This is a genomic window from Streptomyces sp. NPDC001634, assembly GCF_040298185.1.
Taxonomy (GTDB): Bacteria; Actinomycetota; Actinomycetes; order Streptomycetales; family Streptomycetaceae; genus Streptomyces.
The window spans coordinates 57,498-78,519 of the sequence record NZ_JBEOZU010000039.1; the positions used below are offsets into that span (position 1 = coordinate 57,498).

Here is a 21,022-nt window from a genome sequence, read left to right on the forward strand (position 1 = left end):
GCAGGGTAGGCGGGCCGCAGTTCTCAGGTCGACAGCATTTCCAGCTCGGAACCGATGTTGTAGCGGGCCGTCGCCTCCCACTTCGCCGCCCCGTACGGGGTTGTGAACAGTCGTGGCAGGTCGAGGAGTTGGCGCAGGATCGCGGTACGGCCCGCGCGGAAGTCCTCGTTCGGGATGAAGTGGTACTCCTCGCGGACGGCGGCGGTGTACGCGGCGTACGCGGACGGGGGCGAGGCGAGGATCGCCAGGTCGGCGTCGCACAGGACCCGGCCGTTGCGGTCGTCGTCGGCCGGGTCATGGCCGACGGTGAGGCGGACCAGGCGGGCCACCTCGGCCGTCTTCTCGTCGGGGACCCCGGCCTCGGGGAGCGCGCGTTCGGCGAGGCGCGCCGAGCGCTCCTCGTTCTCGGAGCGGTCGGGGGCGTAGACGGCGTCGTGGAACCACGCGGCCAGGCGGACGACATCCGGGTCGTCGGCGTACTCCTCCAGCACGTCGATGTGGTCGAGGACCGCGGTGAGGTGCGTGAGCGTGTGGTAGCGGCGCTGCGGCTCCTGCCAGCGGGCGAGGAGGTCGTCGGCGTACGGGACCGGGTCGGGGCCGCCGGCGGGCCGGGCTCCTTCCAGGGCGCGGGTCCAGCGGGTGCGCAGGGCGTCGAGATCGGCCATGGCGTCATTCTCCCGCGGCGCGCACCGGGGCACCTGGGTTGGAGCCCATGACTGACGTACACGAAGTACGGACCCCGAACTGCCCGGGCGGCTGCTGAGCGTCGAGCGGGATGCCCTGATACCGCTGCTGCGGGCCCGGCCCGACGCGTCCACCCGGGACACGCGGCGGTCGGCAGCGCGAAGTCCGTTCGCCGAGCGCGCCGGCTGGACGAACGCGCAGGTCGTCGACGAGCTGGAACGCGGGATGACCGAGGCGGGGCCGGTGATCGCCAGGGCGGGCGGGGTGCTGGACATGATCGCACTGGGCGAGTGGGTGCACGCCGGGGACGTACGGGAGACCTTCCGGGAGCCGGGGGCGTACGCGGGACAGGGGCTGCCGGACGCGCTGACCCTGCTGGTCCGGGTGACGCGCGAGAAGAGCCACCTGCCGCTGCACGCCGACCTGGACGATGGGGGTACCTCCCACGCCCTTGAGGCAGTCGGGGAGGACGAGCCGCTGCGCCTCGGCGACACGTCGGCGCCGCGGACGCCCGCGCGGTACATCGGCGAGGCCGCCACCCTGGTACGGCTGTACGCGGGGCGCCCGGTGCCGGGGACGGGTTACGAGCCGGCGGGGGCGGAGGCGGGTGAGCTGAACATCTTCGGCTGAGCGTGCCCCCGGCGGTCCGCGATCTTCCCCCTCTCGGCACCCCGTCGTCGTACCCTTGGATTGGACTAGACCTATAGTCGCTCCAGGGGAACACCAACCGGAAGGGGTCCTATGAGCACGCGTGCAGTCCTGGAGGTGATCGCCCTCGGGGTCGAGGACGCGGTCGCCGCCCAGGCCGGAGGCGCGGACCGCCTCGAGCTGGTCACCGACATGGCCGCCGACGGGCTGACCCCGCCGGTGGAGACCTTTGCCGGAATCCGCGCCGCCGTCGACATCTCGCTGCGCGTGATGCTCCGTCTGTGGGACGGGTTCGCGGCCGGTGACACCGAGGCGCTCGTGCGCGCCGCGCGGGAGCTGCGCGCGGCCGGCGCCGAGGAGTTCGTGTTCGGGTTCCTCGGCGAGGACGGCGGGCCCGACCTCGACACCGTGGAGCGGCTGGTCGCGGAGCTGGACGGCTGCCGCTGGACCTTCCACCGGGCGATCGACCGGGCCGCCGACCGGGACGCCCTGCGCAAGCAGCTCGCCGATCTGCCGGGCCTGGACGCCTATCTCACGGCGGGCTCGGCGGACGGCGTGGACGACGGCCTGGCCACCCTCGTCGCCGAGGCCGCCCGGCGCGGCGAGCCCGGCTACACCCAGCAGCTCCTCGTCGGCGGCGGCCTGCGCCTCGACCACGTTCCGCGGCTGCGCGCCGCCGGCATCGACGCCTTCCACATCGGGGGAGCGGCCCGCACGGACGGCTGGACCACTCCGGTCTCGGCGGAGGCGGTACGGGAGTGGCGCACGGCCATCGACGCCCTCTAGCTAGGCCCTGTCACCGTGGCATGACGTCATGTCACAGATCGATATTCGCCACGTAGTTGTTGTGTGCTGACTGTCCCCCCATGATCACTCCACGCCCACTCACGTGCATAGTTGGGGACGCTCCGGCCGAGCCGGGGCATGACAAGAATCAGCCACAGGGGGACTGGGCTCCATGCCATTCATACGCCGCCGCGGCGCCGCGGCCGCTGCCGCCGTGATCGCCGCGGTCATGGTGACCGCCACGGCCTGCGACAACAAGACGAACGACGAGGGCAAGGCGTCCGCCTCGTCGTCGGGCCGGGCGGACCAGAAGGATCAGGGCGTCGACACCGGACAGGACGGCGGGACGTCGATCGGCGGCTACAAGCTGCCGGCCGGCATCCCCACCGACCTCACCGGCGAGGCGCTGCAGAAGTGGAAGGACGGCGGCTGGAAGGACTTCAGCGACTGGAAGTCCAAGGCCGAGGATTTCGCCAACCCGTACATCAAGGACTTCTGGTCCCCGGAGCGGGTCGCGAAGGCCGAGTCGAGCATCCCCACGATCACCGCGGCGAGCAGCACCAGCACCGGCGGTGGCGGGACCACGTACATGTACACGCCCGACGGCCCGGTGAAGCGGCAGGCGGCCACGCGGGTCGGGACGACCTACCACCACTACGCGCCGCCGGTCGGCAAGCTGTTCTTCAGCACGCCGCAGGGCGACATGGTGTGCTCCGGCACGGTGGTCACCGACCCGGCGCACCCGGGCAGGTCCAACCTGGTGTGGACGGCCGGCCACTGCGTGCACGCGGGCAAGGGCGGCGGCTGGTACCGCAACATCGCCTTCGTGCCGTCCTTCGACAACACCGGCCGGTACGACATCCGGCAGGCGTCGCAGAACGTCCGCTCCAGCGAGGTCTCCCCGTACGGCATCTGGTGGGCCGACTGGGCCACGACGTCCCAGGACTGGATCAAGGGCGGCGCGCACCAGGCCACGGTGGCCTCCGCGTACGACTACGCCGTCATCCATGTGAAGCCGGAGAAGGGGCACAAGTCCCTCCAGGAGATGGCCGGTTCGGCGCTCCCGGTGTGGTTCGACGCCCCCGCGGCCAACACGATCAGGAACATGGAGGTGCGCGGCTACCCCGCCGAGGCGCCGTACGACGGCTCGAAGATGTACGACTGCCGTGGTGCGACCAAGCGTGCGGTGCTCGGCTACAGCTACCCGAGCCAGTACCCGGCGCAGTACATGATCGGCTGCTCGATGAACGGCGGCGCCTCGGGCGGTCCGTGGTTCATGACCCGCAACGGCCGTACGTACCTGGTCTCCGACAACTCCCTGAGCGACCGCAAGACCTTCATCACCGGTCCGCGGCTGGGCGCCAACGCCAAGCAGGTGTACCTGGCGACCAGCAACAAGTTCAAGTAGGCGGCCCGCTCGTCAGGCGGAGGGGCTGACCTCGTGGTCGGCCACCTCCACGCGGCCCCCGGCGCTCGGCGCCGGGGGCCGCGTCGTCAGCGCCGCCACACCCGTCGCCAGGGCCATCAGCCCCGCACCCGCGCACACGAACCAGCGGTCGCCGAACAGGGCGATCGCCAGGCTGCCGGTGCCGCCCGCGGCCGCCATGCCCAGGTACAGGGCGCTGCTGTTGAGGGAGACCAGCACCGGCGCTTTGGCCGGCTCGAGGGAGGCGAGGCGGGCGATCAGTGCGACCGCGATCGACCAGCCGGCCAGCGGGGTGAGCGCGGAGGCCGCCAGCGCCGTCGGCATGGTACGCAGCGTCCAGGGCTGGGCGGCCGCGAGCGCCAGATAGGCCACGCACGCCGACAGGATCACGGGGCGCGGCCCCCACCGGTCGACCAGCCGCCCGCCCAGCTGTGATCCGCCGACCGCCGCGATCCCGGACACCAGGAGCAGCAGTGTCAGCCGGTCCTGGTCGCCGCCGGTGGCCGGGCGTGTGGCCAGCGTGTAGTAGATGTACGTCGTCTGGAAGGCGAGGAAGACCAGAAACGTGGTGAGGGCCGCGCCGAGGACACGCGGGTCGGCGAGCGGGGAGAGCCGGTCGCGCAGGCTCAACCCCGAGACGGGCTGAGGGAGTTCGCGCAGCAGCAGGGCGAGCCCGGTGAAAGCGGCGGCGCCGAGCCCGGTCACCAGCCACATCGTCTCCCTCCAGTCCGTGCGCCCGATCCAGGTGCCCAGCGGCACGCCGAGCGCGGTCGCGACGGTCAGCCCTCCCATCACCACGGCGATCGCCCGGCCGCGTCGCTCCGGTGGCACCAGCGTGGTTGCGACGGCGTTCGCGGTGGGCGTGTAGAGGGCGGCGCCAACGGCGGCGAGCACGCGCGTGCCGAGCAGGACGCCGTACGAAGGGGCCAGCGCGGTCAGTGAGTTGGCGAGAGTGAAGACGGCCAGCGCGGTCAACAGGGCACGGCGCCTGGGCCACTTGGCGGTCACGGTGGCGAGCACCGGGGCCAGGATCCCGTACGACAGGGCGAAGACGGTCACCACCTGTCCGGCGGCCGTCAGGGAGATATCCAGATCACGGGCGATGAGCGGCAGGATGCCGGCCATCACCATGCCGTCCGTTCCGACGGCAAACGTACCGAGGGCGAGCAGGAGCAGACGTAGGCGCACGGGTCCCCCAGAGTGCGTGCGGTGCATGGGCGAAACGGTTTGACGTTGGTCAAACAATAGAGAATGTTGGATGCTTGTCAAACGGTTTGAGTTCGGGAGGATCCGTGGCCGAGGAAGAGGGAGAGTGGCTGCCCCAGCCCGATGCGGACGACATCGAGCTGGTCAAGGTGCTTCACGCGCTCGGCGATCCGGTGCGGTTGTGGCTGCTGAAGGTCTACTCGACCGGCCGGCAGTTCAGCTGTGCGCCCGACGCGCTCGGCCTCGCGCATCTGCACAAGTCGACCGTCTCGCACCATCTGAAGATCATGCGTGAGGCCGGGCTCACCTCGACCCGGGCAGCCGGCCGCAACCGCTATGTGCAGCTGCGCCGCGACGACCTCGACGCGAGATTCCCCGGCCTCCTGGACGCGTTGCTCACATCCCTGCCCTCCTGAGGGATTCGACGGGTGGGCGGCGGAACAGGGCTGTCCACAGAAAGGGTTCGCCGAAGTGGGCGGAGCCGGGCGGCTCGTCGTGCATGCGGCGCAGTTCGACCTCCGTCAGGCCGGCGAAGATGCCGCGCAGGGACTCGGGGCCGTAGGCGAGGCCGCCGTGCAGCCGGGAGTGACGGTAGAAGTCGGCGTCGTCCAGTTCGGAGCCCATCGCACCGGCCGCGAAACAGGTGAGTGCGAAATGCCCGCCCGGTGCCAGGACCCGGTCCAGGAGGCCCAGGTAGCTGATGCGGCGGTGCGGTGGCAGATGATGGAAACAGCCCGAGTCGTAGACCAGGTCGTACTGCCCGCGGAGTTCGTCGGCCGGCGCGAACACGTTCCCGCAGTGGAGCGCGACCTCGACGCCCGCTTCCCGCGCCCGCTCCCGGGCCCAGGCGATCGCCCCCGGCGAGAGGTCGACCGCGTCCACCTCGAAGCCCAGCGAGGCGAGATACAGTGCGTTGCGCCCCGGCCCGCACCCCACGTCGAGCACGCGTCCCCGGTCGGGGATCAGGCCCCGGTCGAGGTACGAGACCAGGTTTTCGTCCGGCTTGGCCACGAAGAACGGCACCGGCCGCGAACGGTCCGCGTAGAAACCGTCCCACCACGACGCCGCGCCGTCCGTCCACCGGTCGGCCCCCGGCGCGAACAGCCGGTCCAGCAGTTCGAGTACGTCCTCCGGCGTGCGGATGCTCCGGTCCATCCGGCCCCCTTCCAGAGCCTCGATCGTAGGCCCGGAGCCGGAGAAAGCCCAGGTCAGCGCATGCGAGCCGAAGCCGTCGGCGGCTGTGTCGCGGGCTTTCGGGAGGGTGCGAAGGGGATCGTGCGCCGCCGGGGACAAGGTGACGCCCACACCCCCTCGCAAGGCCTGGAAACGGGCGTTCCCGGCCGCGCCGGCCCCGGATTCTCACGGGGTTCCAGCGCCGCCCGCTTCACCGACTCGCCCTTCCCTCAGGACAGTTGAGGCGGCAGGGGTGCCGCATGCGTGACGACCAGGCCCGACACCGCACGGGTCAGCGTCACATACAGGCGGCGCAGGCCCGCCCGCTCGTCCGGTTCGCCGTCGACGACGGCCTGCGGCTCGTCGAGGACCACGTAGTCGTACTCCAGACCCTTGGCCAGGGACGCCGGGACCAGGGTCAGCCTGGTCTCCTGCGTCGTCTCCTCGCCGGGGCCGAGATGGCCGATGCCCGCAGCCGTGAGCGCCTCGGCGAGCGCGGGGATCCTGGCGTCGGCGGCGATCAGGCCGGTCGAACCCTCGTTGCGCAGCAACTCGGCGCAGGCGGTCACCACTTCGGAGGCGTCGGAGATCGTACGCACCTCGAAGAACCCCGGGTTCTCGCGCACCGACGCGACCGGCGTCAGACCCGGCGCGATATGCGGCAGCAGCCGGGAGGCGTATGCGATCACGTCCGTCGGCACACGGAAACCGGCCGTCAGCTCCTCGACCGCCGCGCCGGACTTCCCCAGGTGGGCGAGCGCCTCCTCCCAACTCCGGGTCGCCCAGGGCGTGGTGCCCTGCGCCAGGTCGCCGAGCACGGTCGCCGAACCGGTCGTACAGCGCCGGCTCACCGCCCGGTACTGCATCGGGGACAGGTCCTGCGCCTCGTCGAGCACCACATGCCCGAGCGAGTGCGTCCGCTGGATGAGGTCGGTGGTCTCGTCGATCAGCACGGCGTCCGCGGGCGACCACCTCGCGGACTTCACGGACCGCACCGCCTTCGCCCAGAGGATCTCCTTCCGCTCGTCCTCGTCGAGGATCCCGTCCGAGTGTTCGGCGAGGAAGTCCGCGTCGGTGAGCAGCCGCAGGACCAGCTTGGCGGGGTCGACGGGCGGCCAGATCGCCTTGACCGCCGCCTTCACGGCCGGGTTGCGGGCCACGGCGTCCTGCACACGGTCGTCCGGCGCCTCCCCGGACCGCTCCATCTGGACGAGCACGGCATGCGCGATCCGCTGCGGCAGGGCCTCGCGGGCGGCGCCGTACCGGATGTCCCGGTCGAGCAACTCCCGTACGATCTCCTCAAGTTCGTACGCGGGCACCCGCCAGCGCCGGGAGCCGCGCACCACCACGACGGGTTCGGCGGGCATCGTCACATGCGAGCGGACGGCCCTGCGCAGCACCTCCGCCATGCGCGCGTCGCCCTTGATGACGGCGGCGGCCGCGGTGTCCGTCCCGCGCACCTCGACATGGGCGACGAGGTCGTCGACCGTCGCCTGCTTGACCTCCAGCTCACCGAGGGCGGGCAGCACCTGCTCGATGTAGTGCAGAAAGGACTTGTTGGGCCCGATGACGAGGGTGCCGGTACGGGCGAGCCGCTCGCGGTGGGCGTAGAGGAGATAGGCGACCCGGTGCAGGCCGACGGCGGTCTTCCCCGTCCCCGGACCACCCTGCACGCAGACGGTCCCCGACAGCCCGGACCGCACGATCTCGTCCTGCTCGGGCTGGATGGTGGCCACGATGTCCCGCATCGGGCCCACGCGCGGGCGTTCGATCTCCTGCTGGAGCAGCTTGCTGGTGGTGGCCGCCTCGGCGGGGTCCGAGAGGTGCTCGTCCTCGTAGGCGGTGAGGTCACCGCCGGTGTAGCCGAAACGGCGGCGCAGCGCGATGTCCATCGGGTCCCTCTTCGAGGCCCGGTAGAACGGCTGCGAGACGGGCGCACGCCAGTCGATCACCATCGGGTCGCCGTCGGCGTCGTGCACATGACGGCGCCCGATGTAGAAACGCTCGCCCTCCGCGCCCTCCGCCTGATCGGCGCCGGGAGCGTGCAGGTAGTCGAGGCGCCCGAAGAACAGCGGGGTGTGGCTGAGATCGGCGAGGGCCTTGATGCGCTCTTCGATCTGGCGGGCGAGGACCTCGGCGTTGACCCAGTTCGCGGTGACGTCGCGGATGTCGAGGTTCTCCACGTCCTCGCGCATCGCGCGCAGCGCGGCACGGGAGGCGGTCAGGTGGGAGCGCTCGCGGGAGAGGGGGTCGGGGGCTGGCGAGGTGGACACGGAAAGGTGCCTCCGGGGCGTGGCTTTGAGCCGGTCGGGGCGTGGGTATGCATCGGCCGGCTGTCGCGGTGACGGGTGGCGGTACTGCCGTCCGGTTTCCGTCCGGACGACGGCTCTCCGTGAAGGGAGGCGGGCAAGAGAGGAGATTCTAGGTGACGGGCGGATGCGGCGGCCAACGGTTTTCCGGCCCTCTCAGGGGCGTGATCCCCCGTGCCCTAGGGGACGGACTCCCACCGGAGTACTACACGGGGTGGCCCGCAGGGGTACGAGAGGGCCGCGCAGGTTACGTCCTTGGTCCGACGCCATTCGGGTCAAGGAGTTCCACCATGGATACATGAGCGCAGCGACCTTCACACCAGCCCACAAAGGCCCGCCGTCCGGTGCGACCGCCCTCGACGGCGACCATCACCGTCATCGCCTCGGTGACGCCCTGCGCGCCGTCAAGGTGTTCCTCGGCGCCGCGATAGACGTGGTCCTCTTCGGCGAGTACGGAGAAGAGGCGGGCATCCGCCGCGGGCGATAACGGCGCCCCTCTTTGTTCCCTCTTTGTCCTCGTCCTTGTCCCGGTCTTTGTCCCCGGCCTCAGATCTCCTCCGCCAGCAACTCGTCCGCATCCACGATCCGGTACGCATACCCCTGCTCCGCCAGGAAGCGCTGCCTATGGGCGGCGAAGTCCTGGTCGATGGTGTCGCGGGCGACGACCGAGTAGAAGTGGGCCTGGTGCCCGTCGGCCTTGGGCCGCAGCACCCGTCCCAGCCGCTGCGCCTCCTCCTGCCGGGACCCGAACGTCCCGGACACCTGGATGGCGACGGTCGCCTCCGGCAGGTCGATGGAGAAGTTCGCGACCTTGGAGACGACGAGCACGCTGATCTCGCCCTCCCGGAAGGCGTCGAAGAGCTTCTCGCGCTGGGCGTTGGTGGTCTCGCCCTTGATGACGGGCGCAGCCAGATGCTCACCCAGCTCGTCCAGCTGGTCGATGTACTGCCCGATGACGAGGATCTGCTGACCGGCGAACCGCCGCACCAGGGCCTCGGTCACCTTCCGCTTGGTGTCGGTGGTCGCACAGAACCGGTACTTCTCCTCGGTCTCGGCGGTGGCGTAGGCGAGCCGCTCGGAGTCGGTGAGGTTCACCCGCACCTCCACGCAGTCCGCGGGCGCGATGTACCCCTGGGCCTCGATCTCCTTCCAGGGCGCGTCGAACCGCTTGGGCCCGATGAGGGAGAACACGTCCGACTCGCGGCCGTCCTCACGCACCAGGGTCGCCGTCAGCCCCAGCCGCCGGCGCGCCTGCAGGTCCGCCGTGAACTTGAAGACGGGCGCGGGCAGCAGATGCACCTCGTCGTAGACGATGAGCCCCCAGTCACGGGAGTCGAACAGCTCCAGATGCGGATAGACACCCTTCCGCTTGGTGGTCAGCACCTGGTAGGTGGCGATGGTGACGGGCCGGATCTCCTTGCGTGTACCGGAGTACTCCCCGACCTCGTCCTCCGTCAGGGAGGTCCGCTTCACCAGCTCGTGCTTCCACTGCCGGGCGGAGACCGTGTTGGTGACGAGGATGAGGGTGGTGGACTTGGCCTGTGCCATGGACCCCGCGCCGACGAGGGTCTTGCCGGCCCCGCAGGGCAGCACGACGACCCCGCTGCCGCCGTGCCAGAAGTTCTCCACGGCCTGCTTCTGGTAGGGCCGCAGCGCCCAGCCGTCCTCGCGCAGCTCGATCGGGTGCGCCTCGCCGTCCACGTAACCCGCGAGGTCCTCGGCGGGCCAGCCCAGCTTGAGCAGCACCTGCTTGATCTGCCCGCGCTCGGAGGGATGGACGGCGACCGAGTCCGGGTCGATCCGGACACCGACGAGCGGAGCGATCCGCTTCGACCGCAGCACTTCCTCCAGGACCGGCCGGTCGGTGGTCGTCAGGACCAGCCCGTGGGCCGGGTGCTTGGTGAGGGTCAGCCGCCCGTACCGGTCCATGGTGTCGGCGATGTCGACGAGCAGCGCGTGCGGCACCGGATAACGGCTGTACTGCACGAGCGCGTCCACGACCTGCTCGGCGTCGTGCCCCGCGGCCCGCGCGTTCCACAGCCCCAGTGGGGTCACCCGGTAGGTGTGGATGTGCTCGGGCGCCCGCTCCAGCTCGGCGAACGGCGCGATGGCACGACGGCAGTCGTCGGCCTGCTCGTGATCGACCTCGAGGAGCAGGGTCTTGTCGGACTGGACGATGAGCGGACCGTTCACGCGCGGCTGCCTTTCTTGATGGCTCAGCACGGCCAAACGTCCAGTGTGCCTCATACCGGGGCGATCACAGCTGGTCGTCCGCGAGCTCGGCCACCCCCGTGACCCTGTGCAGAGGATATGTACGCACTTCGTCCGCGGTGTGGTCGTACGCCGTGACGAATCCGCCCTCCACGCGGATCGGAGCGATCACACGCTGGCTGGCGCTGCCCTCGGCGTTGACGTAGCCGATCCAGAGGGAGTCGCCGGTGAGGACGGCGGCCTGCATGGTGGCGAGGGTCTCGGCGGAGGTGGTGCGGGGCAGGTCGCCGCCGGCAGCGGCGGGGGCACCGCTCGGCTTGCGGGGGGTCGTGGATGCCAGGTCGCCCGCGCGGATGGCGCGCAGGGCCGCCGTGAGGAGCGTGGTGTCGGGGGCCGGGGGTCCCTCCGGGACCGGCTCCGGCGGGGTGCGGGGCGGGGTGCGGTGGGCATGGGCGCGGGCGATCAGGACGTCGCCCTCGGCGGACTCCCCGGCCGGGGCGAGGCCCATCGCCCGCAGGCCGTCCAGGAGCGTCGCCGGGTCGGTCTGGGCCGCCAGGACCGTCGGGGCCAGACGGCGCAGGCGCAGGGCGGCCGAGCGCCTGTCGGCGAGGATCTCGTTCAGCAGGGCGTCGTCGTCGCAGCGCACGTACGCCGAGGCCGCCCCGACGCGCAGGTGGCCGTGCTTGCGGGCCACGTCGTCGATCAGATACGCCAGCGGCTGCGGGACCGGGGTGCGGGAGTGCGCGGTGAGGAACGCGTGCAGATCCGACGCCGAACGGCCCGCGTCCAGCGCACGGCGTACGGAGGCGGGCGTGAAGCGGTAGACGGTCGCGCCGCCCTTCGACTCGACGTCCGCGAGCACGCCGAGCATGTCGGCCAGCGGCCGCTCCAGCGGGCCGGGCGCCACCGCCGTCAGGTCCGCCTGGAGCAGGACGTGATCCAGCGGCTCGGGCAGCAGCGGGGCGAGCAGACGCGTGGCACGGGTGGCGGCCGCCGCCCGCTCGGCGGCGGTGAGGGGATCGCGCTGCGCGGGACGGTGCTGCCGGTGGACGGGGAGCTTGTCACCGGGACCGGACGGCTCTGCGGCGGGCGCCTGCTCCGGGTGTTCGCCGAGCAGGGCGCGGCCGTGCGCGGACAGGGCGCCGCGGCCGGTGACCCCCAGCAACTCCGCCTCGGACAGCGTCCACTGGGCCAGGCGGGTGCGCAGGTCGTCGGCCGTCGGCTGGGCACCGCGCAGGGCGCGCTCCCAGCGGAGGCGGGCCAGAACCGAGTCGGGGGCGGCCGAGACGCCCTCCGGCAGCCCCGCCAGCAGGCTCAGCACACGATGGCGGACCTCGGGTGCGGACGAGCGGTCGAGGCCCGGGCCGAGGGCGGAGAGCGTCCGCTCCTTGGCATCCCGGCCGCCGACCACACCCGGCGTGCGGGTGGCGGCCAGCCAGGCCGTGACCAGCCGGGTCCACCGCTCGGCGGTGGGCAGCTCGAGCCACTCGTCGTACGCCGGGGTCGCCGCGTACCGCTCGTCGGCCTCGCCGTCCGAGGCCAGCAGGCCCGCCGCGTAGGCGAGTTCGACCCAGAAGGCGGCCACCGGCTCGGGCACGTCGAGCGCCACGGCCGTCCGCTTCAGGTCCCGCACGCTCAGACCGCCCGCGCGCAGCACCGACGGCCCGCCCTCGTCCCAGTCCTTCAGCAGCTCCTCGACGGTCGCGAGCGCGGTGTACGCCTGACCGGCCGCCGTCGCGTCCACAACCTGTGGACGGTGTGCGGCGGCGGCCTCGACGGCGGGCGGGAGGGGTTCGGTGTGGCGGTGCGCTCGGCCGGAGCGCAGATGCAGCGCCACCTCGCGGGGCAGGACCACCGTGCCCGGGGCGGTGGGCAGCAGCAGGCCCCGGTCGAGGAGCCAGCGCAGACGCGGGGCGGGGTCCGGGGTGACCTGACCGTACGGCGGGCCCCACACCAGCCGGGTCAGCACCTCCAGGGACTCCGCGGGGGCCGTGCCGAGCAGCGCGCCCATCCGGGCGCGGTCGGTGAACAGGCCGGCGAGGGAGGCCACGGCGGACACGGCGTCATGGGTGGTCGGCAGCCCGGCGGTGGTCAGGATCTCCTGGATCCGGCCGGGCGACATTCCGGCGGTGGCCTCGGCGACCGTGGGGCCGAGGCCGGTGGGGGAGGGGTGCTGCGGAGACGGGGCGAGCAGCTCCCGGGCCGTGCGGACGAGGCGGAGGCGCTCGTCGGTGCCCCAGGCGAGGGCCTGCTCGCGGAGGGTGGCGACGGCGCGGGGGAGGGCCTCGGCGACCACGGGGTCGGCCTCCGCGCCGCCGTCGCCGGCCATCAGACCGAGGAGTTCGTCGTACGACGCCGGGTCCGGGGCCACGGCCAGGGCCTCGGCGGTCTGCAGGGCGAACCGGTCGAGGCGCTCCAGTGCACGGACGACACTCGCACGGGTGGCGGCGCGGGTGGCGAGCTGGGTGAGGTCGGTGGGGACGGGGGTGATGAGGTCCGGGCGGGCGCGGAGGAGGACGGACAGGGAGGCATCGTCCCGCGCGCGCAGATCCTCGGCCAGCGAGCGCGGCCCGGCGGCACCGGAACCCGTGGCCGGGGGTTCCTTGCGTGAACGCTCCTCGGGGGTCATCCGGTCAACGTTAGCGGGTGGGGTGGGGGTGGTGACCAGGGTCGGCAGGGTGATGTTTCCGGGCGGAGGGCGCACGTGCCGGGCGGAGGGCAGCACGTATGGGGCAGAAGGCAGTCCATTTCAGCCCGGTCCAGGCACCATCAGCCCGTCATGGGGGTCCCCCGCTCGAGCGCAGCCGGGAGTGGGGGAGTTTGAGGACGAGGCCGTTCAGGCCGATACGGGGGTCTGGGGGCGGCAGCCCCAGGAAGGGCACGCCCGGGTACGGTACGTGTCAAAGCGGCCCACCCCGGAGGGGCTTCGTGGGGATCGAGAGTGATCAGCTCGTCTTCGACTATCTGAGCCGGGTCGGAGACCTGGCCCAGCAGCGCCAGCTGCCGTCGGCCGCCCGTATGCGGCTCGTGTCGGAGCTGCGCAACGAGATCGACCGACGACGGTCGCAGTCCCCGGCCGACAGCCCGGCCGCCGTCCGCCGTATCCTCGCCCGCCTGGGCACCCCCGACGAGGTCGTCGCCGCCGCCTCCTCCGAATCCCCGGGCGGCGCCGCCCGGAGCCGTCCCGCCGCCGTCCCCGTCCAGCGCGCGAACGACGCCGACGACCGCCCCAAGGGCCTGCGCCGCGTCGTACCGCGCCCGCGCCCCGCCGATTCCCGTCCTGCCGATCCCGGCACCGGCGACACCTCCCGCAACGCCCCTTCCCCGCCGCATCTGGCCGGTGCGGACGAACTCGGGGGCAGCGCCATGCAGCCCGACTGGTGGCGTGTCGAGGGCGGGCCGGACGGAGCGTTCGGGCTCGGTGACAGCGTTCCCGGATTCGTGGGCGGTGTGGAGATTCCCGACCTGCTGAAGCCTCCGCCGGGGGACACGCCGAAGCCGGCGGCCGGTCGCAAGGACCCCGACCCGGAACCGGCCGTGGAAGCCGCCCCCGCCGAGGAGCCGGCCGCCCGGCGCCGCCGCCTGCCCCGCCTCACCGGCCGCAGCAACCCGCTGCTGCTGCTCGCCGCCCTGCTCCTCGTCGCGGGTGCCGTGCTCGGCAACTGGTTCGCCCTGGGTCTCGGCTGGCTCATCGCCTGGGCGTCCCGACGGCTGAGCCCCGCCGAGTCCAAGTGGGCGGTCATGGGCATGCCCGGCCTGGTCGCGGCCGCCGGCATCGTCTGGCTCTGGGGCCGCACCGACGGCCGCTGGGGCGCCCCCATCGCGGAGGGCCACATGAACGACGCGATCGCCCAGACCTGGCCCTGGGTCGTACGGGGAGCGGCCGTCGCCTCCGCCCTGTACCTGGTGTGGCGCTCACAGCGCCAGAAGTGACGTTCGCCCCAAGGGACAATGGCCCCCATGACCTCTGGCGCCCTTACCGTCGGCTTTGACCTCGACATGACGCTGATCGACTCCCGGCCCGGTATCCACGCCTGCTACCAGGCGCTTTCCGCCCGGACGGGGACCTACATCGACGCCGATCTGGCCATCACCCGGCTCGGGCCGCCGCTCGCCGACGAGCTGGTCAACTGGTTCCCGGCGGAGCGGATCGAGGCCATGGCCGATCTCTACCGTGAGATGTACCCCACAATCGCGATCGCCGCGACGCCCGCTCTGCCCGGCGCCCGCGAGGCGATCGAGACCGTGCAGGCGGCCGGCGGGCGCGCGATCGTCGTCACCGCCAAGTACGAGCCCAACGCCAAACTGCACCTGGAGCACCTCGGCATCCAGCCCGACGCCGTCATCGGCGACCTGTGGGCCGAGCGCAAGGCGGAGGCGCTGCTCGAACACGGTGCGGCCGTCTACGTCGGCGACCACACGGGTGACGTCCGGGGTGCCCGTACCGCCGACGCGTACTCCGTCGCCGTCGCGACCGGCCCCTGTGCCGCCGACGAGCTGCGGGCCGCGGGTGCGGACGTCGTCCTCACCGACCTCACCGAGTTCCCCGCCTGGCTGGCCGACTACGAACCCCGGTAGCGGTCCGTGGGCGAGGCCCGGCCGGCGGTCCCGGGAGACGAGCCCTACGACCGCGCCTGACGCGCCCGCCTGCGGCCCTCCGCGACCGACTGGAGCACTCCTGCCCCGGCCATCAGGAAGCCCAGGCCCATGAGCATGCTCAGCCCGTACATGTAGGTCGGGAAAGGCTTCGTCCCGAGCAGTAGTGGGGCCACCGTGACCAAAGTGGCAACTGCTCCGACGAAGAACACGATGGCACCGGCACGGATCAGCCGGTCGCCGGCCGCGGCGGAATTCGCTTGGGTTTTGTCACGCACCGGACCAGGGTAGTTCCCACCGCGAGGAACCACTCGGCGACGTCTTGTCACCAGCCCCCGGACCATTAGCCTTGGTACCGGCGGGTCCGCGCGGCCCGCTGCAGTGCTATCCAGAGCGGTTTCCCGAAACACTTTGCAGACGCAGTTTCCGACGAGTACGAGGACGAGGACAGACGTGCCTACCGGCAAGGTCAAGTGGTTCAACAGCGAGAAGGGCTTCGGCTTTCTCTCCCGCGACGACGGCGGCGACGTCTTCGTCCATTCCTCGGTTCTCCCCGCCGGAGTCGATTCCCTGAAGCCGGGACAGCGCGTGGAGTTCGGAGTCGTCGCGGGCCAGCGCGGCGACCAGGCGCTGTCCGTCACGCTTCTGGACCCCACCCCGTCGGTCGCCGCTGCGCAGCGCAAGAAGCCGGACGAACTGGCGTCCATCGTCCAGGATCTGACGACCCTCCTGGAGAACATCACGCCGATGCTGGAGAAGGGCCGCTACCCCGACAAGGCCTCCGGCAAGAAGATCGCGGGCCTGCTGCGCGCGGTCGCCGACCAGCTGGACGTCTAGACCTCACGGCTCACGGGAAGAGGAGCGCGTTCGGGCCGAGGGGCGGTACGAGCCCCTCGGCCGCCGCGCGCGTGAGCAGGCCCCGGATCGCGGCGTAGCCGTCCTCGCCCAGGTCGGCCGTGAACTCGTTGACGTACAGCCCGATGTGCTGGTCCGCCACCGCCGGGTCCATCTCCTGTGCGTGTTCCATGACGTACGGGCGGGACACCTCCGGGTCGTCCCAGGCCGCCCGTACGGACGTACGGATGGACTCGGCGAGCAGCTTCAGCGTGTCCGCGCCCAGCGACCGCTTGGCGATGATCGCGCCCAGTGGAATCGGCAGACCGGTGGTGTCCTCCCAGTGCTCGCCCATGTCGGCGAGCTTGTGCAGCCCGTAGTTCTGGTACGTGAACCGCGCCTCGTGGATGACGAGCCCCGCGTCGACCTTCCCGTCCCGCACGGCGGGCATGATCTCGTGGAAGGGCATGACGACGATCTCACCGACCCCGCCGGGCACGGTGTCGGCGGCCCAGAGGCGGAAGAGCAGATAGGCCGTCGACTTCTCGCTCGGCACGGCGACCGTCCTGCCGGTCAGGTCGATCCCCGGTTCCCGGGTGAGCACGAGTGGCCCGCAGCCCCGGCCCAGTGCGCCGCCGCACGGCAGCAGGGCGTACTCGTCGAGGACGTACGGCAGGACGGCGTACGACACCTTCAGTACGTCGAACTCGCCGCGCTCGGCCATGCCGTTGGTGATGTCGATGTCGGCGAAGGTGACGTCGAGGGCGGGCGCACCCGGGACGCGGCCGTGCGCGAGGGCCTCGAAGACGAAGGTGTCGTTCGGGCAGGGCGAGTACGCGATCTGCAGGGGCTGCCGGTGCTCACTGAGTGCGGTCATGCCTTTTCCAACTCTCCAGTACGGGCGCGAGCTTCCCGAAGCCCGCGGTGAGGGCCGAGAGGGCGTCGCCGATGCGCCAGGCGGCGCGGTCGCGCGGGCCGACGGGGTTGGAGACGGCCCGGATCTCCACGACGGGGGTGCCGTGCGCGGCGGCAGCCTCGGCGACGCCGAACCCCTCCATCGCCTCGGCGAGCGCGTGTGGATGCCGGGCGCGCAGCTCGGCGGCGCGTGCGGCGCTCCCGGTCACCGTGGAGACGGTGAGTACCGCCCCGGTGGGCGCACCGATGGCGGCGGCGAGGTCTTGTACGAGTGATTGCGGCGGTCGGTGGTTGACGGTCCCGAAGCCGAGTTCGGTGACGGGCACGAAACCGTCCGGGGTCTCGGCCCCGAGATCGGCGGCCACGATGTCGTCGGCGACGACGAGCGAGCCGACGGGCGCGTGCGGCGCGAACCCGCCCGCGATGCCGGCGGAGACGACGAGGTCGTAGGGGGTGCCCCGCAGAGCGGCGGCGGTGAGTACGGAGGCGGTGGTGGCGGCAGCGAGAGCGGGGCCCACGCCGACGGCGACGAGATCGAGGGCGCCGATCCGGTGCAGGGTGGCCCCGGGCAGCGCCACCTGGTCACCCGGCCCCGCGAACGCCCTGGCCACCGCGTCCCGTTCCACAGGGACCGCGGTGGCCACCAGGACACGTACGGACGTGGTCAGGAAGCCTTCTTGAGCTTGAAGGTCCACAGGCCCGTCACCGTGTTCTCGCCCTCCTTGACGGAGACGAGCGTGGAGTTGCCGCTCGCCCCGTACTGGGCGTTGAAGAACACGCTGCCCGGGATCGTGCGGTAGGTCTTCTTGCTGGAGTCGGTCAGCGGCTGGCCGTTCATCAGGATCGTCCAGCCCTTGTCCGCGATGCTCGGGTCCACGCCGAAGCGGACCGTCGCATCGGGGTCGACCGTGATCGACTTGATGTCCTTCGACTTCAGGCACTTCGCCAGATCCGCGGCCGACACCGTCTTGCCGTCGTTGTAGCAGTCGGTCTGGGAGCTCACCGTGTTCGTGCCGACCGTGATGGTCGCCAGCGGCGTCGGCTTGTTACAGGCGGACAACAGGAGAAGCCCGGCGGAAACGGCGCCGAAGGCGGCTACGGCGCGTCGGGAACGCAGTGCGGTCATGGCCGAAGGCTATCGGGCACGTCCGGCGCGCTCCCCACGTGGGGTGTACGACGTGCCGCGCGCTCGTGCGATCAGGTGCCGAGCGCCTCGCCGGCGAAGCAACCGGTACATGATCGGTGCGGCTTCGTGGGCCTGGGGCGAGCCCCACGGTTTGCGAGGCACCGGTGGTGAGGTCGGCCGGGGGTGGGTTTCGCTGCCCGGCGCCGGCAGGGTGCCTCCCCCAAGCTCTCGGCTTCGCTCGAGCAGGGGGACCCCCATCGCCCACCCGTGCCGCCCCAGCGGCACGACTGCCCGCAGCTCCGTCGCCGTCATGCCACCCGTGGCCGGGTAGCGCCCCCGTGGCGGGCCGAGGCCAGCAGCCCCCGTGCCGTCGTCAGCCAGCCCGCCGCGACGATCGCGGCGCCCACCGCGAGCCCCAGCACCCCGTTCAACGGCAGCACGATGCCGATCGCGCCGCCCAGCACCCACGCCATCTGCAGCAGTGTCTCGGAGCGCGCGAACGCGGACGTACGGACCAGCTCCGGCACGTCCCGCTGGATCAGCGCGTCCAAGGACAGCTTGGCGAGCGCCTGCGCGAACCCGGCGATCGCCGCCAGGCATGCCACCAGGGGTGCGCCGAAGAAGACCGCCGCAGCGATCGCGGCGCCCAGCACGATCGCCACGACCGTCACGATGATCACTTCCGGTGCGCGTGATTTCAGCCAGGCGCCGACGGCCGTGCCGAGCGCGTTGCCCGCGCCCGCCGAGACGCCCACGATGCCCAGCGACACCGCCGCGCTCTCGCCGGTGAGCGGGTGCTCGCGCAGCAGGAAGGCGAGGAAGAAGATCAGGAAGCCGGACAGGCAGCGCAGGGCGGCGTTGGCGCCCAGGGCGTGGGTGACGGCGGGGCCCACCGTGCGCAGTCCGGGGCGGCGCAGGGTCGTCTTGCGGTGGGGTCCGTGCAGATGCTCGGCGTCCGCGGCGAGCAGCGCGACGTCCTCGCCCTTGGCGGAGTCGACCTTCGGTGGCAGCGAGAACGACAGGAACGTACCCGCGATGAAGATCACGAAGGCGCCGTACAACGGCCAGCTCGGGCCGATGGCGTGCAGTCCGGCGCCGATGGGCGCGGCCACGCCGGTCGCGAGGAGGCCGCTGAGGGTGACCCGGGAGTTGGCCTTCACCAGGGAGAAGCGGGGCGGCAGGAGCCGTGGCACCACGGCGCTGCGGACGACGCCGTAGGCCTTGGACGCCACCAGGACCCCCAGCGCGGCCGGATACAGCTCCAGGCCTCCGCCGGCGACCGCCCCCGAGATGATCAGCGCGAGCAGGGCGCGGGCGAGCATCGCGCCCGCCATCGCGGCCCGGCGGCCGTGCGGGAGGCGGTCGAGGAGCGGGCCGATCACGGGCGCGAGGACCGTGAACGGCGCCATGGTGATGGCGAGATACAGCGCGACGCGCCCGCGGGCCTCGTCGGTCGGCACGGAGAAGAAGACGGTGGAGGCGAGGGCGACGGTGATCATGACGTCGCCGGCACCGTTCACGGCGTGCAGTTCGATCAGCTTTCCGAGGCCGGACTCCCCGGCGCCGTGCGCGTGCGTGGCCTTGCGGATGCCGCGGGCGGCACCGGTGAAGGGGAAGTGCAGGGCACGGCCGAGCGAGCGGACGGAACCGCCGAACCGGCCCGAACCGCCACTCCGGGTGCTCCCCTTGACCCCGCCGACCCCGGCGGCGCCCTGGGACGACCTCGCGGCTGCCACCCCGCCATAGTGCCCCGAGAAGGGCGGGGGTAGTGCTGTTGCCGCGCGTATTGGATCGAGTGATGTCGAACGGGAAGCGCGCGGCGGGGCCCGGGGCGTCGAGGACCGGGCTCCGGCAAACCCTCATGGACTCGGTGTGGGCCCCGGAGCCGGGAGAGGGTAGCGTGCGTAGCGCGCCGTGGCGATTGTTCTCGGCCGCGCGCCTCTCATTCATCCCGCAGAATGGATGGTGTAGGTGCGCCCGAGCGCGATCGGGCGCGGACGTCGACGCGGCCCTCCGGTCCGCTCCGTCCGCTCCTCAAGCCGAGGAAGGGCGCACCCGTGAGACGGCGTAGGAGAGAAGCGATACCTGTGAGCGCAGCGACAACGCGAAGCCGCACCCCCGACCGCCTGTGCGCCGAGGCCGTCGACCTCGCCCGCGCCGCCGCCGAGGAGGCCGCCGCGCCCGGCGTCGTCGGCGAGCACGTCGGGATGGTGTCCGAGGGTGACCGTGTTGTCACGCACTTTTTTGAGTGCAAGGAGCTGGGCTACCGCGGCTGGCGCTGGGCGGTGACGGTCGCGCGCGCGTCGCGCGCGAAGGTGGTCACGCTGGACGAGACGGTGCTGCTGCCCGGCCCCGACGCGCTGCTCGCGCCGCAGTGGGTGCCGTGGAGCGAGCGCCTGCGCCCCGGTGATCTGGGCCCCGGCGACCTGCTGCCGACGGACGCCGAGGACCTGCGTCTGGAGCCCGGTTTCTCGGGTGAGGACGAGCCGCTGCCGAGCGCGGCTGTCTCCGGGGAGATGGCGGAGCTGGTCGAGGCGGAGGACGCGGAGGTGACCGCCGGAGCCCCGGCGAACCTGCCGATCGCGCCGTCGCGCGGCTCGATCGCGGCGGTGGCGGAGGAACTGGGCCTGCGCCGCGCCCGGGTTCTGTCCCGCTACGGCCTGCATATCGCGGCGGACCGCTGGGAAGAGGCGTTCGGCGCGAAGACGCCGATGGCACAGGCGGCGCCCGCGACCTGTGTCAGCTGCGCCTTCCTGGTCCCGATCGGTGGCTCGCTGGGGCAGGCCTTCGGCGTGTGTGCCAACGAGTTCTCCCCGGCGGACGGCCGCGTGGTCTCCCTGACGTACGGCTGCGGCGGCCACTCGGAGGCGGCGGTCATGCCGAAGCCACCGCGGCCGGCCCCGCCGGTGGTCGACGAGACGAAGGTGGAACCGTTCCCGCTGCGGCCGTCCCCGGACTCGGGGTCGGTTCCGCCGGTGGCGGACGAGTCGTCGGCGGAACTTGGTCATTCGTAACCGGGGAGTACCGAAAAGCCCGTCCGGGAGCACCCCTGCTCGAAGAGCTCGGGGGAGTTTGAGGACGGGGCCGTCAAGGCCGATACGGGGGTCT

General features: G+C 72.1%; 20 protein-coding genes. 9 read left to right on the forward strand and 11 right to left on the reverse strand.

Translation table 11 applies throughout. From position 1 onward, the window contains the following. Positions 1–23: 23 nt before the first annotated feature. On the reverse strand, positions 24–665 hold the full coding sequence (locus tag ABT186_RS25420; protein WP_351226508.1) for an HD domain-containing protein: 642 nt from the start codon (positions 663–665) through the stop codon (positions 24–26). Positions 666–744: 79 nt separating this feature from the next. Here ABT186_RS25420 and ABT186_RS25425 point away from each other — a divergent pair, with 79 nt between their 5' ends. The 3 genes from ABT186_RS25425 to ABT186_RS25435 all read left to right on the forward strand — a co-directional run bounded on the left by ABT186_RS25425 (position 745) and on the right by ABT186_RS25435 (position 3,526). After that, the gene (locus ABT186_RS25425) at positions 745–1,314 is read left to right on the forward strand and encodes a maleylpyruvate isomerase mycothiol-dependent enzyme family protein (protein ID WP_351926979.1); all 570 of its coding nucleotides are present in this window, start codon (positions 745–747) and stop codon (positions 1,312–1,314) included. 111 nt (positions 1,315–1,425) lie between these two features. Beyond that, entirely contained in the window at positions 1,426–2,118 is a 693-nt protein-coding gene (locus tag ABT186_RS25430; RefSeq protein ID WP_351926963.1) for a copper homeostasis protein CutC, read from the forward strand. Between the two features lie 172 nt (positions 2,119–2,290). Continuing rightward, positions 2,291–3,526 carry a trypsin-like serine peptidase gene (locus tag ABT186_RS25435; protein ID WP_351926965.1) on the forward strand — a complete coding sequence of 412 codons (1,236 nt, stop codon included), beginning with the start codon at positions 2,291–2,293 and terminating at the stop codon, positions 3,524–3,526. 12 nt (positions 3,527–3,538) lie between these two features. On the opposite strand, the gene ABT186_RS25440 is transcribed toward ABT186_RS25435, so the two are convergent. Next, the gene (locus ABT186_RS25440) at positions 3,539–4,759 is read right to left on the reverse strand and encodes an MFS transporter (RefSeq protein WP_351926967.1); all 1,221 of its coding nucleotides are present in this window, start codon (positions 4,757–4,759) and stop codon (positions 3,539–3,541) included. Between the two features lie 77 nt (positions 4,760–4,836). Between ABT186_RS25440 and ABT186_RS25445 the strand changes: the two genes are divergently transcribed. Continuing rightward, positions 4,837–5,166 (forward strand): ArsR/SmtB family transcription factor, encoded by a 330-nt coding sequence (locus ABT186_RS25445; protein ID WP_351222479.1) that lies wholly within the window; start codon positions 4,837–4,839, stop codon positions 5,164–5,166. Here ABT186_RS25445 and ABT186_RS25450 read toward each other — a convergent pair. Beyond that, entirely contained in the window at positions 5,147–5,905 is a 759-nt protein-coding gene (locus ABT186_RS25450) for a class I SAM-dependent methyltransferase (RefSeq protein ID WP_351222481.1), read from the reverse strand. The two genes, ABT186_RS25445 and ABT186_RS25450, sit on opposite strands and share 20 nt — an antisense overlap. Before the next feature lie 248 nt (positions 5,906–6,153). Then, positions 6,154–8,196, reverse strand: a complete 2,043-nt coding sequence (locus tag ABT186_RS25455) for a HelD family protein (protein ID WP_502973320.1) — start codon at positions 8,194–8,196, stop codon at positions 6,154–6,156. A gap of 334 nt (positions 8,197–8,530) precedes the next feature. Between ABT186_RS25455 and ABT186_RS25460 the strand changes: the two genes are divergently transcribed. Continuing rightward, on the forward strand, positions 8,531–8,719 hold the full coding sequence (locus ABT186_RS25460; protein WP_351222483.1) for a hypothetical protein: 189 nt from the start codon (positions 8,531–8,533) through the stop codon (positions 8,717–8,719). A gap of 59 nt (positions 8,720–8,778) precedes the next feature. Here ABT186_RS25460 and ABT186_RS25465 read toward each other — a convergent pair whose 3' ends face one another. Continuing rightward, positions 8,779–10,425 carry a DNA repair helicase XPB gene (locus ABT186_RS25465; protein WP_351222485.1) on the reverse strand — a complete coding sequence of 549 codons (1,647 nt, stop codon included), beginning with the start codon at positions 10,423–10,425 and terminating at the stop codon, positions 8,779–8,781. 64 nt (positions 10,426–10,489) lie between these two features. Then, on the reverse strand, positions 10,490–13,072 hold the full coding sequence (locus tag ABT186_RS25470; protein ID WP_351222487.1) for a helicase-associated domain-containing protein: 2,583 nt from the start codon (positions 13,070–13,072) through the stop codon (positions 10,490–10,492). A gap of 299 nt (positions 13,073–13,371) precedes the next feature. Here ABT186_RS25470 and ABT186_RS25475 point away from each other — a divergent pair, with 299 nt between their 5' ends. Then, positions 13,372–14,376 carry an HAAS signaling domain-containing protein gene (locus ABT186_RS25475; protein WP_351926969.1) on the forward strand — a complete coding sequence of 335 codons (1,005 nt, stop codon included), beginning with the start codon at positions 13,372–13,374 and terminating at the stop codon, positions 14,374–14,376. A gap of 18 nt (positions 14,377–14,394) precedes the next feature. Next, a complete protein-coding gene (locus ABT186_RS25480; RefSeq protein ID WP_351222491.1) occupies positions 14,395–15,021 on the forward strand; it encodes an HAD family hydrolase in 627 nt (208 codons plus the stop codon). Positions 15,022–15,065: 44 nt separating this feature from the next. On the opposite strand, the gene ABT186_RS25485 is transcribed toward ABT186_RS25480, so the two are convergent. Further along, entirely contained in the window at positions 15,066–15,317 is a 252-nt protein-coding gene (locus tag ABT186_RS25485) for a hypothetical protein (protein ID WP_351222493.1), read from the reverse strand. 175 nt (positions 15,318–15,492) lie between these two features. Between ABT186_RS25485 and ABT186_RS25490 the strand changes: the two genes are divergently transcribed. After that, a complete protein-coding gene (locus tag ABT186_RS25490) occupies positions 15,493–15,876 on the forward strand; it encodes a cold-shock protein (protein ID WP_055490491.1) in 384 nt (127 codons plus the stop codon). A gap of 10 nt (positions 15,877–15,886) precedes the next feature. Here the strand turns inward: ABT186_RS25490 and ABT186_RS25495 are convergent, their stop codons facing one another. From ABT186_RS25495 to ABT186_RS25510, 4 genes are all read right to left on the reverse strand, one after another. Further along, a complete protein-coding gene (locus ABT186_RS25495) occupies positions 15,887–16,750 on the reverse strand; it encodes a 1,4-dihydroxy-6-naphtoate synthase (RefSeq protein WP_351222496.1) in 864 nt (287 codons plus the stop codon). Continuing rightward, positions 16,734–17,483, reverse strand: a complete 750-nt coding sequence (locus tag ABT186_RS25500) for a futalosine hydrolase (RefSeq protein WP_351926971.1) — start codon at positions 17,481–17,483, stop codon at positions 16,734–16,736. Before ABT186_RS25500 ends, ABT186_RS25495 begins: the two co-directional genes overlap by 17 nt. Continuing rightward, on the reverse strand, positions 17,453–17,914 hold the full coding sequence (locus tag ABT186_RS25505) for a DUF2771 domain-containing protein (protein WP_351222500.1): 462 nt from the start codon (positions 17,912–17,914) through the stop codon (positions 17,453–17,455). Before ABT186_RS25505 ends, ABT186_RS25500 begins: the two co-directional genes overlap by 31 nt. Before the next feature lie 308 nt (positions 17,915–18,222). Continuing rightward, entirely contained in the window at positions 18,223–19,650 is a 1,428-nt protein-coding gene (locus tag ABT186_RS25510) for an MFS transporter (RefSeq protein ID WP_351222502.1), read from the reverse strand. 351 nt (positions 19,651–20,001) lie between these two features. Here ABT186_RS25510 and ABT186_RS25515 point away from each other — a divergent pair, with 351 nt between their 5' ends. Beyond that, positions 20,002–20,928 carry a DUF3027 domain-containing protein gene (locus ABT186_RS25515; protein WP_351222504.1) on the forward strand — a complete coding sequence of 309 codons (927 nt, stop codon included), beginning with the start codon at positions 20,002–20,004 and terminating at the stop codon, positions 20,926–20,928. The last annotated feature ends 94 nt before the right edge of the window (positions 20,929–21,022 follow it).

What these genes read in the sequence shown, in the direction of transcription:
- ABT186_RS25430 (WP_351926963.1), top strand. Translation starts at nt 1,426, where the DNA reads ATGAGCACGCGTGCAGTCCTGGAGGTGATCGCCCTCGGGGTCGAGGAC.
- ABT186_RS25450 (WP_351222481.1), bottom strand. Translation starts at nt 5,905, where the DNA reads ATGGACCGGAGCATCCGCACGCCGGAGGACGTACTCGAACTGCTGGAC.
- ABT186_RS25460 (WP_351222483.1), top strand. Translation starts at nt 8,531, where the DNA reads ATGAGCGCAGCGACCTTCACACCAGCCCACAAAGGCCCGCCGTCCGGT.
- ABT186_RS25420 (WP_351226508.1), bottom strand. Translation starts at nt 665, where the DNA reads ATGGCCGATCTCGACGCCCTGCGCACCCGCTGGACCCGCGCCCTGGAA.
- ABT186_RS25435 (WP_351926965.1), top strand. Translation starts at nt 2,291, where the DNA reads ATGCCATTCATACGCCGCCGCGGCGCCGCGGCCGCTGCCGCCGTGATC.
- ABT186_RS25440 (WP_351926967.1), bottom strand. Translation starts at nt 4,759, where the DNA reads ATGCACCGCACGCACTCTGGGGGACCCGTGCGCCTACGTCTGCTCCTG.
- ABT186_RS25470 (WP_351222487.1), bottom strand. Translation starts at nt 13,072, where the DNA reads ATGACCCCCGAGGAGCGTTCACGCAAGGAACCCCCGGCCACGGGTTCC.
- ABT186_RS25480 (WP_351222491.1), top strand. Translation starts at nt 14,395, where the DNA reads ATGGCCCCCATGACCTCTGGCGCCCTTACCGTCGGCTTTGACCTCGAC.
- ABT186_RS25505 (WP_351222500.1), bottom strand. Translation starts at nt 17,914, where the DNA reads ATGACCGCACTGCGTTCCCGACGCGCCGTAGCCGCCTTCGGCGCCGTT.
- ABT186_RS25495 (WP_351222496.1), bottom strand. Translation starts at nt 16,750, where the DNA reads ATGACCGCACTCAGTGAGCACCGGCAGCCCCTGCAGATCGCGTACTCG.